We start from the raw sequence: 16,602 nt of genomic DNA on the forward strand, positions 1-16,602 counted from the left end.
CTCGTTCCGCGCTGGTGTTTTTAAGGGTTTAACGTCGCCCAGGTGCGGCAATCTCCGCGCGGTATTCCGGCTCTTGTTTCAGAACCGCAAGAGCGGCTTCTGCGTCTGGAGCGCCGCCGTCCCGGCGCATGCCCCAGAAACCCTGCTCCGGAAGGTCACCGCCGCGCCAGCCGCCAGGGAAGGCCGCATCGAGCGCGGCGATGGAGGCGCCGCGTCCGAAAAAGGAAAGCTCCTCCGGCCCTTCGATCAGAAGATCACGCGTTGGGTCGCCTCTTTCCAGCTCCCTAAGTCGGAGCGGATCTGTAATCGCGGCTGTGCGATCGTGCGGGCTCCGTACGATGAGGAGCCGACCGTCTAAGGCCTCTTCCGCAGCCGCAAGGGCGGCGATGCCTGCTTGCTCTTCCTCCGCGGTGATGCCTTGGGCAGCGCGATCGTCGCGCCGGATCTTGTCCATCTCCTCGGGGCTAGCCCCAAGCTCCGCCATGGCGCGCAGATGCCCGCAATCGTTGGCGGCGATGAGCGCAAAACGACGTGTCCATCGTTCCTTCGGCAAGTCGAGAAGCTGGAAAACCTGTTCCAGCGCGCTTGGCCGTCCCGCCGTCTCGCCATGGTGATCGACGACGATCGCGCCAGATATCTCATCGTCGATCTCAAGCTCGACAAGAACGGGGCGCTTGCCCGCCTTCAGGACAGTGTCGATGTCGCTGGCGTAATCGGACGCGCGCGCGCCCCAGAAGAGGCCTCTGTCGACGATCGCGTCTGCGCCCAGCGTCTCTTCGACGAGGTGCCGGATCGCCAGCATTTCGAGGTCTCTGCCACCCAGGAAGAAGACGAGATCTGATGTCTGGCTCATGAACGATCGTCTGCTGTGTGTTGAAGGCGAGAGAGGGGCCGAGGAAAGCGTTTTGGCCAAGCGGCTGCATATCCGCGGGCAGAACGTTTCACAAGGCGTGAGGCACCTTGGCATGTTGCGTATGCGGTAAGATCATGCTTCCTATCCAGTATAGGAAGAAACGCCTTTTTCTTGAGAATATTTCCGCCGATGTCTATTTGGAAACCTCAGCCCGCCGAGAGTATCAAGGTCAAGCAATTCCGGCAGATCTTCTTCTGGCCGCTGACGCTTGCCGATCCTCCGGTTAAACGGGTGGGCGAGGACGTCGCAAAAGTCCGGGCCTCGCTTAAGGACACCGCCTGGAAACCAGCTGATCCGTGGACGGTGCAGCCGGACAACAACTTTGGCGGCCCTTACGAGGAGTTCGTCTACTTTCACGACTTCGTCCAGCGCTTTCTTTACGATCGTCGTGAAGACGGGCCGATTTCACTTTTTCATCGGACCGATATTCGTACGCTTAAAGCGACAATCAACGGGGAAATTTACAGCTTCAACGTCGAACTGTTGACACTCCATCTCTTCGAGACGGGTACGGCGGTTCTGACGCTGGAGCTGGTGCACGAGCAGGAAGGGGACGAAAAAATCTCATTGGCGCAGGCGCAGACGACCGCCGATCAATTGCGGCGTGCGTTTCCTGGCTTCTGGCAAGACGGCGCGGCAGGGTTCTGCCCCTCTGACGTGACGCTGTGCACCCCCTGTGGGCGGGCGGTGACGCTGCCTGATGCGTCTCGGGGCCGCCTGCACGCGACCGACTGGGCTCACAAGAACAGCACCGCCCGCGTGTTTCCCTGGTGGCGGGCGCTCGTGGCGCCCCTGCAGCTCGATGGCGAGATCAAGGTCGGCCCTCGCTGGCGGCACGTGCTCGACGAGCGGTTGCCGACCATGACTTATATCTCTCTGAGTGAGGCGTGTAGCTCTCTGAGTGGTGCGTCGGGCGGCTCCGCCGCCGATGATTTTGCCCTCGTCAGCCCTGGCGACTGGATGCGCCTTGCGCAGGCTGATGGAGCCGGTTCCGATCTGGCACCCGCCAATATGGCGTTTCTCGAAGAGGCGGTTGGCCGGGAAGCTTTTTACGATCGCTTCTTTCCGGGCGAAGGCATGCATCCCGACACGGCCACACGTTTCGCCTTTCTCGGCTACCATTTCCTCGCCGTCGGCGCAGGATGGTTCTTCGACAACATCCTGCGAGAGCATTTCCGCCGCCATTACCGCCAGATGGCCTTCGTCGCCCATCTGGAGTTTGCATCTCTCCTTGCTCTCTCCAGCCGTGTCACCAAGCTGGTCGACGAAACCTCCAAGCATAAGGACAAGGAGCCCGATCGCTTCCGCAATGGTCTCTTGGCGATCGAGGAGGATTTTCTCGATTTCACCCATCGCTATCGCTTCACCAACGTCTCCAATCATGTTCAGGCCCGCGAGATGTTCGAGCGCATGCGAAAGACCTTGGGCCTTGCTGAGCTCTACGACGATGTGAAGGAAGAGATTAAGACGGCGGCCGAGCTTGCGGTCGCTCTCGATCAGTGTGAGAGCGCCCGGGCCGCCACGCGCCTGACGCGTTTGGCGACGCTGGGCCTTCCCGCGGGCCTGGCCGTCGGGGCGGGCGGAATGAACCTTCTCGTCGGATCGGAGGCGCCAAACGTCGCGTGGATTCCAGACGATGGCGCGGCCGGTCTATGGCGGGCCCAGGTTCTGCAATTCGCTCTTCTGCTTTCCGTCTTCTACGGGCTTGGCTGGGCGGCGCTCAGCCTGATCGTGCATGACGAGGGCAAGGAGGCGGCGCGTCTGCGCGGCGTCACGCTGGGTCTTGCCGTCGCCGCCGCGATCGCTGCCCTGGCGCTGGTCGCGTCCTTCCTGGCCGGGAGTCCCACGGCCGGTGGTGGCTAGCGACCTACGGTGACTGCGCTCAAAGAGATGAAATCGCCCTTGGAAAATGGACAAGTCACTGAGTTAATTTGAGAAAAAGGAAGAAAAGGAGGCAAAAAGGACGTTTGAGACATGCGCAGGAGACGCAAAATGGCTCGCCCTTGGAAAACCGGTCAAAAATGCAAATGGCTGCGGATGCTTACAGAGAGTGAGTGGCAGCCACTTGTCCGCATGGACGCGGATTGAGACCTGTCCGGCCTCAGCCGGGCCCGGAGCTACCAGTGGCAGCCACTTGTCCGCATGGACGCGGATTGAGACTTGGTGACCACCAGTACGTCGTAGAAACCTCCGTGGCAGCCACTTGTCCGCACGGACGCGGATTGAGACCCGCAAGATGAGAGGCTGGATAAACACCGACAGTCGGTGGCAGCCACTTGTCCGCATGGACGCGGAGGTGCGGCGCGGTGGCGGGCGTTTGCTCGTCGCGGCTGCCGTCGACCGTGTCCTCGCGCGGTCCGTGCTGTTGCGCGGCGCGTCCCGGGCGTCCCCGTCTTGATCAGATGATCCAGTAGCCCTCTTCGCTCTCGAAGGGGGCGCCGTCGCCATAGACGCGGCTGCGTTCAAAACCGTCTGCGCCGATGACATAGACGCGCAGGCTGTCGCCGGGGCCCAGCAGGGCGGCGAGCCTCTGGCCGAGGGCTGCGGCCTTGGCGCGGCTCATGCGCACCTCGAAGACGGAATATTGCACGCGCGTCGCGGCGTTCTCCAGAAGTCGGGCGATACGCCTCCTGCGCCGGTCTTCGGAAACGTCATAGGAGAACACCGTCAGCATCTCACCGCGCGCCATCGCCGCTCTCCTTTCGCCTCGACAACCCCTGTTTGAGGCGGCATTCTCGCCCGGTCGGCGCCATCCGGAAAGGCGCCGCGGCGGTCGCAGGGGGCCAGAAAGCCTGAAATCGCCCTTGGAAAATGGACAAGTCACTGAGTTAATTTGAGAAAAAGGCAGAAAAGGAGGCAAAAAGGACGTTTGAGAGGTGCGTAGGAGACGCAAAATGGCTCGCCCTTGGAAAACCGGTCAAAAATGCAAGTGGTTGCAGCTGCTTACAGAGAGTGAGGGGCAGCCACTTGTCCGCACGGACGCGGATTGAGACCGACTTCGTCGTCGCTCTCCATGGCGCCGCCATGGGGCAGCCACTTGTCCGCACGGACGCGGATTGAGACTCAGCAGCTTTTGGCTGCCGTGGCTGCGCCTGCCGCCCAGGGGCAGCCACTTGTCCGCACGGACGCGGATTGAGACGGAGGGTGAGGAACAGGCCAATCTCCCGTACCTCGGGGCAGCCACTTGTCCGCACGGACGCGGATTGAGACGCGGCCTAAGCCGCGGTTGCAAACTTCACGCCGCGGGGCAGCCACTTGTCCGCATGGACGCGGATTGAGACGCAAGCTTGGCGCGCGAAATCCGCTTTTCGTTGCGTGGCAGCCACTTGTCCGCATGGGCGCAGATCGGGGTTTGCTGGGGATCTGAAGCCCGGCGGCGTGCCCATTCCGGCGAGCGACCGGCAGGGGGCTGAGGGCCGGCCCGCTCGCGGCTCTGCTAATGGTCGATCACTTGGGGCTGGAAGGGCTGGCTCTTCGGGGCACGGCAATGTGCGCCATAGGCACCTGCCTCTTCCTCCATGAGGACGCGCCAGCTACGCTTGCGCCCCGAATGGGGGCTTTTCAGCCGCCGCGCCGCGGCCGTCTCGTAGCCCTCGATGATCGCGCGCCGCGCCTCTGGCCCGATCCACATCGTGCCGTCCTCCCGACCCGAAAACATGTCGGCATCGAGCCGCCCCTGGTTGAAGAGCGAGACGGCGAGCCCTTCCGTCAGGGGCGCGCGGAAACCTTCCATCAGATCCCAGACGCAGGCCTCGCCCCGATCGGAGGCCGCATGCAGCGCGCCGATGCCCGGATGCAGGCCGCGGCTCAGAAGGGCGGCGCGGATATCGCGTGCCAAAAGCGCCGTCAGATAATTGATCGTGGCGTTGAGCGGATCGCCCGCCGGACGCAGGCGGCGAAAGGGTTGCGGCGCCACCGCGGCAAGGCGGCCGAGCGCCGGCCAATAGATCGCGCCCGCCGCGCCCTCGGCGCCGCGCAAGGCGTCCACGTCGCGCGCTTCCGGCAGCTTGCGGATCATCCGGCCGAGCGTCTTCGTGGCGACGATCACTTCCGGATCGCTGACACGGCGGTTCAAGCGGTGCAGCTGGGCGCGCTCGTTGCGCAGCCGTCCTTCCACGATGCGTCTCGCAAGATCGGCGGCAAGTGCCGAGTCGAGCGCCACTTTCGCTTGCGCCAGATGCAGGCCTGCACGTCTGAAAGAGGGCGGCGATAGCCAGCCGAGGGTCTCGCCCTCGCCATTGACGAAGGCGAAGTCGGTATCGCTCGCCAGGGCATGGCGGATCGCTTCCGTCTCGACCTCGGCGCCCGGACCGAGCTCGATGCGGTCGACCCGGGTGTGGGCGATGGCAAGAAGCTCGCGGCTGTCTTCGCCCGTGACGGTGAAGCTGAGGTTGCGCAAGGCGAGGCGGCGCCCGGCACCGACCACATGCAAAATGCGCTGGCCGCGGTCATAGCCGCGCGCGAGCTCGTCCTCCTCAAGGACTTCGGCGGCGCGGACCTCTTCCGCCTTGGCCGCGTCGCGCGCCGCGAGGCCGCGCATCGCTTCCAGCGCCTCTTCCTCCGGGTCGGCGACGCGCTTCAGCGTCATGGAGCGGACGAACAGATGGCCGAGGAACTCAAAGCCCCGATCGAAATCGACGACGCGGCTGCCTTCGCCATGCATTTCCAGGCCGTGGCGATCGAGCACCTCCTGCGCGCGCCCCAATGCGCGCCGAGCCGCGGCGGCGGCACAGGATGACGAAATCATCGGCAAAGCGGATGAGCCGCGCTCCGCCCGTCGCCAGCTCCTCGTCGACGGAATCGAGATAGAGATTGGCGAGAAGCGGCGACAGTGGCGAACCCTGCGGCAACCCTGTGCCGGGCGTCGAGAGGGACGCGCCCGCATGTTCGAGCCAATGGGCGACGAGATCGCTCACGCGCTCCGCACCGCTGCGTCCGGCGAGAGCCTCTTCGAGCCTCTGGAGCAGCGGCGCTTGCGGGATCCGCTCAAAACAGCGCACGATGTCGGCTTCGACGACATGCACGAAGCCCTTCCGGCGCAACGAGCCGATGCGACGGACGGCCATGGCGACGGAACGCCCCGGACGATAGGCGAAGCTGTCGTCCTCGAACATCGGATCGAGCAGGGGCGTGAGCTCCTGTGCGCAGGCCGTCTGCGCGACGCGGTCGACGATGGAGGGGATGGCGAGGGGCCGGGTGCCGCCGCGCTTCTTCGCAATTTCCACGATGCGCAGGGCGCGCGGGCGATAGCTGCCCTCGCGCAGCTGTTTCGACAGGGAGAGGATGCGCCTTGCGGCCGCGCGCGAAAAGGCGGCAAGCGTCTCGCCGTCGCCCCCGGCGCAGCCGCCATTGGCGCGCACCCGCGCCCAGGCCTGATCGAGCGTGGCGGGTTCGGTGACCCGCAAGAAGAGATCTTCAGGCCGCATCGGCCCGTCCCGTAGCGCCATCGGCGTATTCTCTCCCCCAAGGTCGGCAGCATGCGGGGTCTTGCCTCTGCCTGGCGCTGGAAACGCATGGCCCTAAGCTTTGCGGAGACAGCTTTCGCGCTCACGAAAGCTAGCCGAAACGCGCAAAAACCGGAAATCGCCCTTGGAAAAGTGATAAATATCTGTTCGAAAAAGAAAAATTTTCCTGTTAGGAGGATTTCGGGAGGGTTGTGCCGCAGGATTCGTGCAAAAAATGCTCGCCCTTGGAAACTGGGCTTTTTTGTTGTTTGACGTCAAAGAGTTCTGGCGGGTAAGCTGCAGCGTGATGTCCGCATGGACGCGGATTGAGACGAGAAGCTCGAAAAGGGGCGCGGTGGTGGCCGTGATCGGCTGCAGCGTGATGTCCGCATGGACGCGGATTGAGACCAAGCGTTCAGCCTCGCGCGCGTTTTTTCCGCTCTGCTGCAGCGTGATGTCCGCATGGACGCGGATTGAGACCCCGTCGAACTCTCCGGCGATATTTTGCCCCATGCTGCAGCTTGATGTCCGCATGGACGCGGACGAGCGGGGCGCCTTAGCTTGCCAGGGTGAGGAGGTCGTAGCGGCCCATGCCGAGTGCGGCGTGGGAGCCGACATGGGTTTCCGCGCCGATGCGCAGGAGCGCTGCGAGATCGGGCGTGGGCTGCGGCAGCATCAGCGTGCCGAGGACGCCGCCCATCGCTCTTTCACGCCTTTGGGCCTTTGACCCATTCCGCCAGCCGGGCGCGGTCTCCACCTGCCATTCGGCCCGGCGTCCGAGCGCGTCCGCTTCCGCCTTCAACGCCGCCGGGTCGATGGCAAGCGCATGCCCCTGCCAAAGCGCAAGCCCGCCGACGCGATTGGCGACGCCGGTCAAGAGGCTTTCCGGGCGCACATGCATCTGCGCGCCGGAGCGCAGCGCCACCGGCGTCACGAAGGAGAGGAGAAGGCCCGCGCCCGCCTCGGCGGCGGGCAGGCCGCTTGCGAGGCCGACCCGGCGATCTGTCACTTTCAGCGGGCGGCGTCTGTCGTGGGTGTCGAGGCCGTTTCGCAGAGCCCGGACCATGGCGTCGGCCGCTTCGCCCGCCCAATCGACCGCAATGCCGAAGAGCGTCAGCGAGACGATGAGGTCGTTTCCGTCCGTATCGAGCGCGATGGCGAAAGGCTTTGGGATCTCGAGCCGCGCCGTCATCCTGCCCTGGACGTTGAAGAAGAGATCGTAGGCGCAAGGGGCGGGCCAGGGGCAGGGGCCGCCCGCAAGCGCCTCCGCGGAGGCACCCTCGGCCAGAGCGCGGCCCCAGGCGCCGCGCATTCTCGCCGGTGCATTCGGATTTTTCGCAAGCGCCGCAGCCCCAGGACAGAAGAGCTCGATGCGCGCCATGCGCCATGTCGCGAGGAGATCGACGGGCACGAGCGGCCGCTGCCGCGCCGCCTCAAGATAGGCGCGAAGGGAAGTGAGGGGCGTGTCGGCGGGGCGCTCTTGCATGACCTGCACAACCTTGTCGGGATTTTCGTGCCGCGCAACTGCGCCCTATGGCGCAACCCGGCGGCATGATTGTTCGTGGGGATGCGAGCGCGCGCGCCCGCCCCGGGCAGAAGGCGGCGATCTGTCTCCGACTTCCCGCTCGACAAGGCCCATTGAGGCCTGCATTCTCGCCACCCGGGCGGTCTTTCGGGTGCATATCTTCTGGTTGAGATCGTTCGAAGGGCTGAATTCGCCCTTGGAAAATGTATAATATGCTGATTTTAAAGGAGAATAAGGCGGAGGTGGCGGGTAAAAGCCGACGATGGCGGCGGCCGGAAAGGGAAAATGATTTCGCCCTTGAAAAACCGGGCTAAAATGCGAGTGGCTGCAAGGATTTGCAGAGGGTGAGTGGCAGCCACTTGTCCGCATGGACGCGGATTGAGGCTGCCGGAGACCGAAGAGACCCCTGACCTGCAGGCCGAGGCGGCCGTGCAGGAGATTTTTACGATCAGGTGGCGGATCGAGAAGGGCGGCGCTTAAGGGCTCGCCTCCGTTCCCGTCTGCGGAGGCTCAGGCAACCATCAGGTCTTCCAGGAACTCCGAGCCGGGCTCCAAACCCGAAACGAGAGCCCGGTCGCGGGCGCGCGTCAGGGCGACGTAGAGGAGCTGGCGCTCCGTCGTCACCACCTCGTCGAGCTCGAACTCGTCGGCGACATCGGCGATGCGCTCCGCCAGCGGCAGCACACCCTCGTCGCAGGCCACGATGGCGACAGCCCGGAACTCCAGCCCCTTGGCAAGATGCATCGTGCCGACCAGCAGCCGCTCCTCGCCGTCGTCGCTTCGCCACTCCGACAGCGTGCGGATGGCAAGTCCGGCTTCTTCCGCAGCGGCGCGGGCGCGGGGAAGCTCGTTCGCGGAACGCACGAAGAGGCCGATCTCAGCCGGTGAGATCCCGTCCGCCACAGCGCGCTGCAGGAAGGCCGCCACCGCCGCCCGTTCGGTGGCCTCGTCCGCGGCAAGGACGACCACGGGCTCCGGCCCTTCGAAGACGGAAACCGTGCCGGCGCGCTCATCCTCCAGCCCGTCGACGTCGCGCACATTCGGCGGCAGAAGCCGGTCGGCCGCACGCCGGATCTGGTGGGAGGTGCGGTAGTTCACCTTCAGCGTCGCTGAGCGGCCGCGCACGTCGATGCCGAGCCCCTTCCAGGAAAAAGGCTGCTGGAAGATGCGCTGGCCGATATCACCAGCAAAGAAGAGGGCGTCCGGCGCGTCGGGGGCGATCGCCGCCAGGAAGCGCAGCTCCGGCACGCCGAGATCCTGCGCCTCGTCGACGACGATATGGTCGAAGGGTTTTTCCGCGCGCGTTTCGTAGGCCGCCGCGACGGCGGCGAACATCGAAGCGGGCGTCATCAGCGCGCGGCGGGCGAGCGTGGCCCGCAGGCGCGAAAAAACCTCCCACAGCCGCTCGCGCTGCCGGGCCCCGAGCCGGTTCTTGCGGCCCATGCGCGGCACCTCGGCATAGGCTTCGGCGCGGTCGATCTGCCAGGCGTCGATGACATGTGCCCATTCGGAAAGGAGGAACTGCTGGGAAAAGCCGGTCTCACCCGCCTCTTCGGCCGCCTTCATCAGGCTGAGGCGGATCTGCTCCGGCTTGGCGAGCGCGGGCTCGCGGCCCGTGAGGAGGGAGTAGAGCTCTGCGCCGATCCGCTCGAACGAAGCGATGGTGACGCGCCGTAAAAGGTCCGCACGCTCTCCGAGGAGGATGCCGAGCTTCTCTTCAAGGGCGCGGGCCAAAGGATCGGAAAAGGTGGTCAGGAGGATGCGCGCCTGCGGCTCCTGGTGAAGAAGGCGAGCAACGCGGTGGAGCGCGACGACGGTCTTGCCGGTTCCGGCCGAGCCGATGACGCGGGCCGGACCGGACCAGGCACGATCGACGACGCCGCGCTGCGCCGGGTGCAGGAAGACGGCCCATTTCTCGAAGGGCCAGTCGAGCGCCGCCTTCATTTCCTCCACGCCATCCAGCACGCGGAAGCGGCGCAGCGTGTCGGGATGCGCCAGCGGATCGGCCATCTGCGCGACCGCCGGATGCAGGATGCCCGTCGCGGCATATTCCAGGAGGGCTTCGGCCGCCTCGGCGGGCAGGTGCGGGGCGAGGGCGAAGAAGTCGTCCTCGCTCGCCGCCGCGACATCCGCCAGCCAGTCTTCCGGCACGCCGATGGAAAGAAGCTCGTCGGCGGCAAGCTTCGCAAAAAGCCGGCGCGTGGCTTTCGGCGCTGGCGTGCGTGGTGGCTCCGGCCTATCGAGGCCCAAATCACCCTGGACCGGCGGGGGCGCGATCTCTTCGACGCGCTCGCGCACTTCCACGATCTGGATCGCGCCCGTCTTCGGATGGGTCTCGATCCGCCGCCGCTCCGCCCATCTATAGGCCTCGTCGTGATGGCCGACATGGACGAGCATCAGGCTGTCGCCGCTCTTGTGGACGATGATCCTGAGATCGCGATTGACCCGCACCGACCAGAAGTTCGGATCTTTCGAGCTGTCGATCCGGTGGAAATTGAGGCCCGGCCGATCCGGGTCGGTTTGCAGGTCGAACGCGGTCAGCTTCGCCTGCTTCTGCTCGTCATTCCGGAGCTTGCCGAGCGCGGCGGTGAAACTGTCGGCGAGGATGGTGGGCATCGATCAGATCACTTCTTCTTCCGAAAATCCTTTGCCTTGGCTATCTCGCGTAGCTTCTCTTTCTTCGCCTTCTCGCGCTTCCTCTTTGACCGCGCACGTCTTTCCATCTCGCGACGCTCAGCTGCATTCAGTTTCCGGGCAGGCTCTCGGATATAACCCACAGAGCTCCCCATGATAGTAGAACCACCTTGGTAACTGCCTCTTCCCATTCTTTCTGCCCGTTGGAAGGTAAAATCCTAATGCCCCGACAGCTACAAGAATGAGGGCAAGCAGCTTTGCTAGCTCGGCGGCGTCTCTGATGTAAGTCATAAAGGAGCGCCAGCGGTTGTGTTGATTGTCGGCATTCATCGCACTGTCCTTTCTCTCCCAAGGAAGCGTGTGATGTCCTGGCGGAAAAGTCTACACCCCAAAAACCTTCAGCACCTCGTCCCCGAAATGATTGATCACCTTCACGGCGATCCGGCCCGTCTTCGGGCGCGGGAAGGGGCGTGAGGTGTCGGAATAGAGCGTCTCCCAGGCGTCGCGGTCGATCTCCGCCTTCAGCGCCGTCTTCAGGCTCTTGTAGGGATCGCTTCCGCCGCTCTTCGCGCCGCCGAGAAAATAGGCGTGGCGCACGAAGAAGCTCTCTTCGTCATAATCGGTGTCGATGAACCAGCAGGCGATGCCGGAAACGTCGTCGGAGCGGATCTCGCCGGTTGCCGGATCGAAGATGTCGATGCCGTTCACCTTCACCTGGATCTCGCCCTCATCCGTCTCGATCAGGTCGATGTCCGGCTCGCCGAAGACGACGAAGAGGTTGCCCTTGCCGGTGTTCTTCAGATCTTCCGCCATGTGGAGGTCGGGGTTCATGCGCGCCTTCAGGATCGGCATCGGCCCGAGCCGGTCGAGCCCCGCCGCCTGGGCCTCGTAGTTGAAGGCGCAGGCGATCAGGATGTCGAAGCGGGCATCCGATGCCTCGCGCGCCGCGGCCGTGGTGGCGGAGCGCGACAGCGTGCCGAATTCCGGGCCGATGAGGATCGCGGCACGCTTTTCCGCCCCCGCCTCGTCGGTGAAGCGCCCCTCGGCGGCGACGAAATGGCCGGGCCAGGGCGTGAGCGATGCGAAATGGATGGTGTCCGCCTTCGCCTGCGCATGCACGCCGGCGCTGCGCAGATGGTCGAGCACCATGGCGCCGAAATCCGCCTCCGGCATGTTGCGCGGGCCGGGCTGCATGTCGCCCTCATAGGCGTCGAGCTCGTCCTTCAGCGTGTCGTCGCGCGCCGTGACGATGCGGTGCGGCGAAAGGCTCTCGACGGTGAAAGGCCCGGCGACGCGCACGCGCGATCTGTCCTCGTAGGGCCGGTCGTAGAGCATCTCCACATCGGCGGCCTTGGCGATGGAGGCGTCGATCTCGCCCTGGCGGGCGATGCGCGCCTCCCACCAGGCGGCATGCGCCTCAAGCGCTTCCTTCGGCCAGCTCTCTTCCGCCTCGCGCGGGATCTCCCATTCCTCCCAGGCCTTGCCGAGGGCGGTGTTCAGCCTCTCGCGCAGCGGCTCCAGCCGTTCCTGGAATCTTTCCCAGATGATGTCGATCTCGGCATTGTTGGCGATCGATTTCAGGGTGATGTGCGGGGCGCGCTCATAGACGAAGCCGAGGCGGATATCCCCGCCCGTCGCCCCGTCCGGCTGGATTTTTCCCGAAACCTCCTGTTCTCTGGCGCGGCCTTCCGGGCTGTCGGCGAGAAGATAGTAGGGGTAGCGCGCGCTCATCAGCCGGGTGCGGGCAAGCGCCAGCGCCACGCGCGAGGTATCGATGGTGATCCAGCGCCGCCCCCATTGCTCGGCGACGGTCGCCGTCGTGCCGGAGCCGCAGGTCGGGTCGAGCACGAGGTCGCCGGGATCGGTGGTCATGAGGAGGCAGCGTTCGATCACCTTCGGAGACGTTTCGACGACGTAATTGAGACCGACGCCGATCTGCACCGATTCCCATCGGTCATTGATTGGGATAACCGGAAAGTCGTTTAGGTACCTCCGGTACCTGAGGGTTTTACCCGCGGTATGCACTCTTCCAGCTCTACCAAGGCGACGCATGCCTGCGAGTGTCGCTTTCCAGTGACTGCCAGCAGCGGGACGATAAGAAGCTCCGCGATAGCCGAAGCCCTGATCTGACGAGCCTGCGCCAGAACTCAAAAGACTGGTATGTTGGAGTAAAAGGGCAGGATCAGTGGATGCGCGTTCTTCCACAGATGCACGCTTGTCGAAGAATCCATGATCTACTACGTCATATCGATCTGATGAAGGGTCCCCCGCTCGCCTTTGTTCATAGAGAGGCCGGAACTTAACAACAGATCTTTTCCGAGCGTACCAACAGATGAAGTCGACCGTGTTTGGGAGGACCCCTGCTGACAGGCTCCCTGTTTTCTGGAATTGGATCAGGCAGCAAAAGTTCTCCTCTCCAAAGACCTCATCCATCACTGCCCGGATGCGATGCACGTTTTCACTACCTATCTGCACGAAGACGGAGCCGGAATCCGTCAAGAGCTCCCGCGCCACGCTGAGCCGGTCGCGCAGATAGGTGAGGTAGGAGTGGATGCCGTCCTTCCAGGTGTCCCGAAAAGCCTTCACCTGTTCCGGCTCGCGGCTGACATCGGCCTGCTTGCCATCCTTGACGTCGCGCGACAGGGTGGAGACCTGCCAGTTGGAATTGAACTTGATGCCGTAGGGCGGGTCGAAATAGATCGCCTGCACCTTGCCGCGCAGCCCCTCGCGCTCGGCAAGGCTCGCCATCACCTGCAGGCTGTCGCCGAGGATCATGCGGTTCTGCCAGTGGAGCGGATGCTGGTAAAACTCCGCCCGCGCCTCCGGATCGGCAAGGCCGTTGAAATCGGCGAAGAGATCGGGCGCCTCCGAGGCGGTCTCGCGCGCGGCATCGGAGCGGCGCTTCAGATCGTCGATCAGCGCTTTGGGATGCACCTTCTCCTGGATGTAGAGGGGAGGGGCATTGACGACGAGGTCGGACCAGTCCTGCTGGTCCTTGCCGCGCCAGACGAGCTGCGCATCGCCGATCTCCACCGTGCCGGTGGCGGCAAGCTCTTCGACCTGCTCCGGCGTCAGCGTGATCTTCGCGCCGTTCCAGACGATCTGCGGGTCGCGGTCAGGGTCGCGCGGGCGGTGCTCGCCCTTTTCAAGCGGCCGGTCGCGGGCAAGGCTCAGCTCTTCCCGCTCCTCGCCCAGGATCTCCATCTGCTGCTCGTAGAGCGAGGCCATCTCGGCGGTCGGATTGTTGATCCGCTTCGCCGCATCATGGGTGAGGGAGGTGACGGATTTTTCGGACGGTGTCGTGCGGCGAGCCATCAAGCACCTTCTCGGCTGCGCATCTCGTTGAGGAGGGTGTCGAAGACATCGACACTCGCCTTGATATGGTCGAGGGCTTCTGTCATCGGCCGAAGAGCTTCGGAGAATGCCTCTTCCCGGCCATCTTCGATCGCTTTTGCGAGCTCCGTCTTGTCGATGCGGAAGGGCAGGAAGAAGCTTGGTTCATCATCGACGATGAACGATGTGTGCTCCACGCATCGTGCGTTCTCTCGCACAAGTTTCTTCCAGGGGGTCTTTCCAAGGACATCCTGCTGGAAACGAAAGCCGATCTGGCCTGAACCTTCTCGACAGAAGCGCGTGAGCCAGAAGAAGTCGTGCGCTCCGCCCTGGTCCCCATTGTCTCCCGCCCCGTACCAGAGCTCAAACCATGCGGGCCATTCCGTGCTCTCTGTTCTCCAGTCTTTCGGCATGACAAAGCAGTCGTCGTTCTCAAGCCAGTTGTTTTTATAGAGCCAGTTATTGTGGTCTGCCCATTGGGCACAGACGTCCTCGATCGCATCTGAGACGCGCTTCTCGATCTCCTGCAGCCGCTTTGCTGCAGCGTCGACGTCGCCCAGGCTTTCGACGATCATCCTATCGAGCGATGCCTGTTCCATGGTGCTACCTCAATTGCTCGATGTGCCCGGCGAACTGCAGCAAGACCTCTCCTGCGATCGCCCCTCTCTTTTCGCGCTTTTCGACTGCGCGGCGGATCGCCTTCGCCACGTCCCGCCATGTGAACGAAATGATGTCTTGTTCATCGCTGACGCGCCCTGTGGTGAGATAGAGGACGAAAGATCGCTCCTTGCCGAGCGCTGCTGCCATTTTCTGCGCCAGTTCCCGGTAGCGCGTGAGCTGCTTTCTTCCCTCGGGCGCTCCGATTTTGACCTCTATGAAGAGGATCGTCGTGGGCAGAACCGCAGTGATATCGACGCGGTTCGTCTGGTCGGCGAAGACGCAGTGCTCGCGTCGCGTGACGTAGCCCTGTCTCAGGTCGAGTTCCGAAAGCTCCGGGTTCGCAGGGCCGAGGAGAGCCAGGACCTCTTCCAGCACCGCGGAGCCGAAACCGTGCGAGCCGGAGCAGTCGAGGATCCATTCCAGCACGGCGGAGGTGCGCACCTCGTCTCGCTTGAGGCCAGCGACGCCCCAGACATTCATAAGGCGCCCCTGACTGCGATCAGCGGCGACGGCCGGTCGCAGCGCCTGGAGGAAGGACGCCGTGGCCTCAGGGTCGATTTCGCGTCGTTTCGGGACAGGTTGAGGAGCGTGCTCCAGGCGATAGCCTCGGACCGCCGAGAACAAGGTACGCAGCCGCTGCTCTAGGGCCGAGCCATTTCTGCCTGCGGCTCGTGCCTCGCGCAGACTTATCAGGAAGTGTGCGACGGAATCCGCTCGTTCCGGCTCAAGCGCCGCTGCTCGCCCGGTTGATGCCATCAGGCGGTCTCCGTCTCCCGCCGAGCGGCGGCGCCGACGGTCCTGCCATGTTTGTCTTTAGCAGTAGAGGCGGTGGTTAGCTTGGTCGAGGGCGGGCGTCGGCGCATGAATTAGAACAACGATTGTCTTCTACTCAGATTCAGTATCGTCCGCGTCCGGGTCGTCGTCGGGGCCGTCGTCGGGGCCAAAGAAGGAGGACGTATCTATTTCCAGAGTGGTGATCTCGACCGTCTTCTTCTGCGGATCGGCTGTGAAATGGACGATAACCGGAAAACTGTCGCTCATCGAGAATCCATCATCGGATCCGCTACCGTAATTGAGCTTTACATGAACAACGCCCGGAGCGGTCAATTCATCGCCCGTGATCGCTCCGGCCTCGGCAAACACCTCCAGCCCCTCGAACTCGGTATGCGTTGAAAGGGCGCCGAGGTCGCTCCAGCTGGAGTCGGACGTGACGTCGAATTCTTCCGCTGCCTGCGAAAGCCTGTCGGGAAGCTCTTTGAACCAAATCTTCCGGTCGGGGTTTTGAATGCGGACAGGGACACTCATTCGCTCAGCAGCCCATTTTCGAAACGCCATCTCAGCATCTTGGCAAGCCCATCCAGGTCAGCCATCAGTGACGCGTCGTCGACACCCATAGCATGAAGCAGGCGGCGAAACTCGTCCTTGTGGTCGTGCGAGATCTCAAACCTCTCCGATTTGCCTCCGATATACCAAGCTTTGTCTGGCTCCGGATGAATCGAGAACATGCCACGCTGACTGCCGATCCGCGCTGCAATCGTCGGCGGACGAATGAAGCGAGGTTCGGTAATGTCGAATGGATCATCCTCGCCAGGGTCCTCCGGATGATAGAAACCTATCTTCCGGACTTCGACAGCAACGATCTCTCCCGCCTGCTTGCTCCGTCCGACCAGTGCGGTCGCGAAATAGCAGGCGACAAGCGGATTTGTGGTCCAATCAATGAGGCGTGTCGGCAATCCGTGATGTTGAGCGACCGCCAGCCAATCCCAATTGCTTTCTGGCCGTTCTTTAAGGAAGGGCCGTGCGCCCCGCCTGAAGTCTGTCAAAAGCTGTTGCTCATATTCGATTCGATAACGCTTGGAACGGCCGACCGACGGCTTCAGACTCCAATGATTGGCATGGCCCCGGAAGACCCATCGATGCGGCGACTTATTGTGCGTCCAACGGATGAACTGTTCGAAGCTTTCACGTGCTTCCCGACGCAACCTGATGACGCTCGTCGGAGCGTGGCGCCGCACAGAGTTCATTTCGGCTCTTCCTTAGGCGTATCCTCACAGAACGCTGGGGATCCTGCCTGTCGCCGCGGGGCGGTCATC

At 63.5% G+C, this 16,602-nt stretch carries 13 protein-coding genes; 1 reads left to right on the top strand and 12 read right to left on the bottom strand.

The window, feature by feature from the left end; genetic code table 11:
• Positions 1-28 precede the first annotated feature (28 nt).
• A complete protein-coding gene (locus EO094_RS10675; RefSeq protein WP_128292284.1) occupies positions 29-853 on the bottom strand; it encodes a hypothetical protein in 825 nt (274 codons plus the stop codon).
• A gap of 189 nt (positions 854-1,042) precedes the next feature.
• Here EO094_RS10675 and EO094_RS10680 point away from each other — a divergent pair, with 189 nt between their 5' ends.
• Complete coding sequence (locus EO094_RS10680) at positions 1,043-2,776, top strand: hypothetical protein (protein WP_128292285.1); 1,734 nt, start codon at positions 1,043-1,045, stop codon at positions 2,774-2,776.
• A gap of 535 nt (positions 2,777-3,311) precedes the next feature.
• Here the strand turns inward: EO094_RS10680 and cas2 are convergent.
• The 11 genes from cas2 to EO094_RS10725 all read right to left on the bottom strand — a co-directional run bounded on the left by cas2 (position 3,312) and on the right by EO094_RS10725 (position 16,533).
• Complete coding sequence (gene cas2, locus EO094_RS10685; RefSeq protein ID WP_128292286.1) at positions 3,312-3,602, bottom strand: CRISPR-associated endonuclease Cas2; 291 nt, start codon at positions 3,600-3,602, stop codon at positions 3,312-3,314.
• Between the two features lie 747 nt (positions 3,603-4,349).
• Positions 4,350-5,600 carry a CRISPR-associated endonuclease Cas1 gene (gene cas1 / locus EO094_RS18555; protein WP_205649888.1) on the bottom strand — a complete coding sequence of 417 codons (1,251 nt, stop codon included), beginning with the start codon at positions 5,598-5,600 and terminating at the stop codon, positions 4,350-4,352.
• Positions 5,530-6,360, bottom strand: a complete 831-nt coding sequence (locus EO094_RS18560) for a reverse transcriptase domain-containing protein (RefSeq protein WP_205649889.1) — start codon at positions 6,358-6,360, stop codon at positions 5,530-5,532. The genes cas1 and EO094_RS18560 overlap by 71 nt, the downstream gene beginning before the upstream one ends.
• 72 nt (positions 6,361-6,432) lie before the next feature.
• On the bottom strand, positions 6,433-6,870 hold the full coding sequence (locus EO094_RS18965; protein WP_425455873.1) for a hypothetical protein: 438 nt from the start codon (positions 6,868-6,870) through the stop codon (positions 6,433-6,435).
• A 43-nt stretch (positions 6,871-6,913) separates the two neighbouring features.
• On the bottom strand, positions 6,914-7,843 hold the full coding sequence (cas6, locus tag EO094_RS10695) for a CRISPR system precrRNA processing endoribonuclease RAMP protein Cas6 (RefSeq protein WP_128292287.1): 930 nt from the start codon (positions 7,841-7,843) through the stop codon (positions 6,914-6,916).
• Between the two features lie 549 nt (positions 7,844-8,392).
• Positions 8,393-10,498, bottom strand: a complete 2,106-nt coding sequence (locus EO094_RS10700; RefSeq protein ID WP_128292288.1) for a UvrD-helicase domain-containing protein — start codon at positions 10,496-10,498, stop codon at positions 8,393-8,395.
• A 399-nt stretch (positions 10,499-10,897) separates the two neighbouring features.
• Entirely contained in the window at positions 10,898-13,831 is a 2,934-nt protein-coding gene (locus EO094_RS10705) for a site-specific DNA-methyltransferase (protein WP_128292289.1), read from the bottom strand.
• Entirely contained in the window at positions 13,831-14,448 is a 618-nt protein-coding gene (locus EO094_RS10710) for a hypothetical protein (RefSeq protein WP_128292290.1), read from the bottom strand. The genes EO094_RS10705 and EO094_RS10710 overlap by 1 nt, the downstream gene beginning before the upstream one ends.
• Positions 14,449-14,452: 4 nt before the next feature.
• Positions 14,453-14,989, bottom strand: a complete 537-nt coding sequence (locus EO094_RS10715) for a PD-(D/E)XK nuclease family protein (RefSeq protein WP_164879627.1) — start codon at positions 14,987-14,989, stop codon at positions 14,453-14,455.
• A gap of 405 nt (positions 14,990-15,394) precedes the next feature.
• Positions 15,395-15,844 carry a pPIWI-associating nuclease domain-containing protein gene (locus EO094_RS10720; protein WP_128292292.1) on the bottom strand — a complete coding sequence of 150 codons (450 nt, stop codon included), beginning with the start codon at positions 15,842-15,844 and terminating at the stop codon, positions 15,395-15,397.
• Complete coding sequence (locus EO094_RS10725) at positions 15,811-16,533, bottom strand: FRG domain-containing protein (protein ID WP_128292293.1); 723 nt, start codon at positions 16,531-16,533, stop codon at positions 15,811-15,813. Before EO094_RS10725 ends, EO094_RS10720 begins: the two co-directional genes overlap by 34 nt.
• Positions 16,534-16,602 lie beyond the last annotated feature (69 nt).

Source organism: Afifella aestuarii (genome assembly GCF_004023665.1).
Taxonomy (GTDB): Bacteria; Pseudomonadota; Alphaproteobacteria; order Rhizobiales; family Afifellaceae; genus Afifella; species Afifella aestuarii.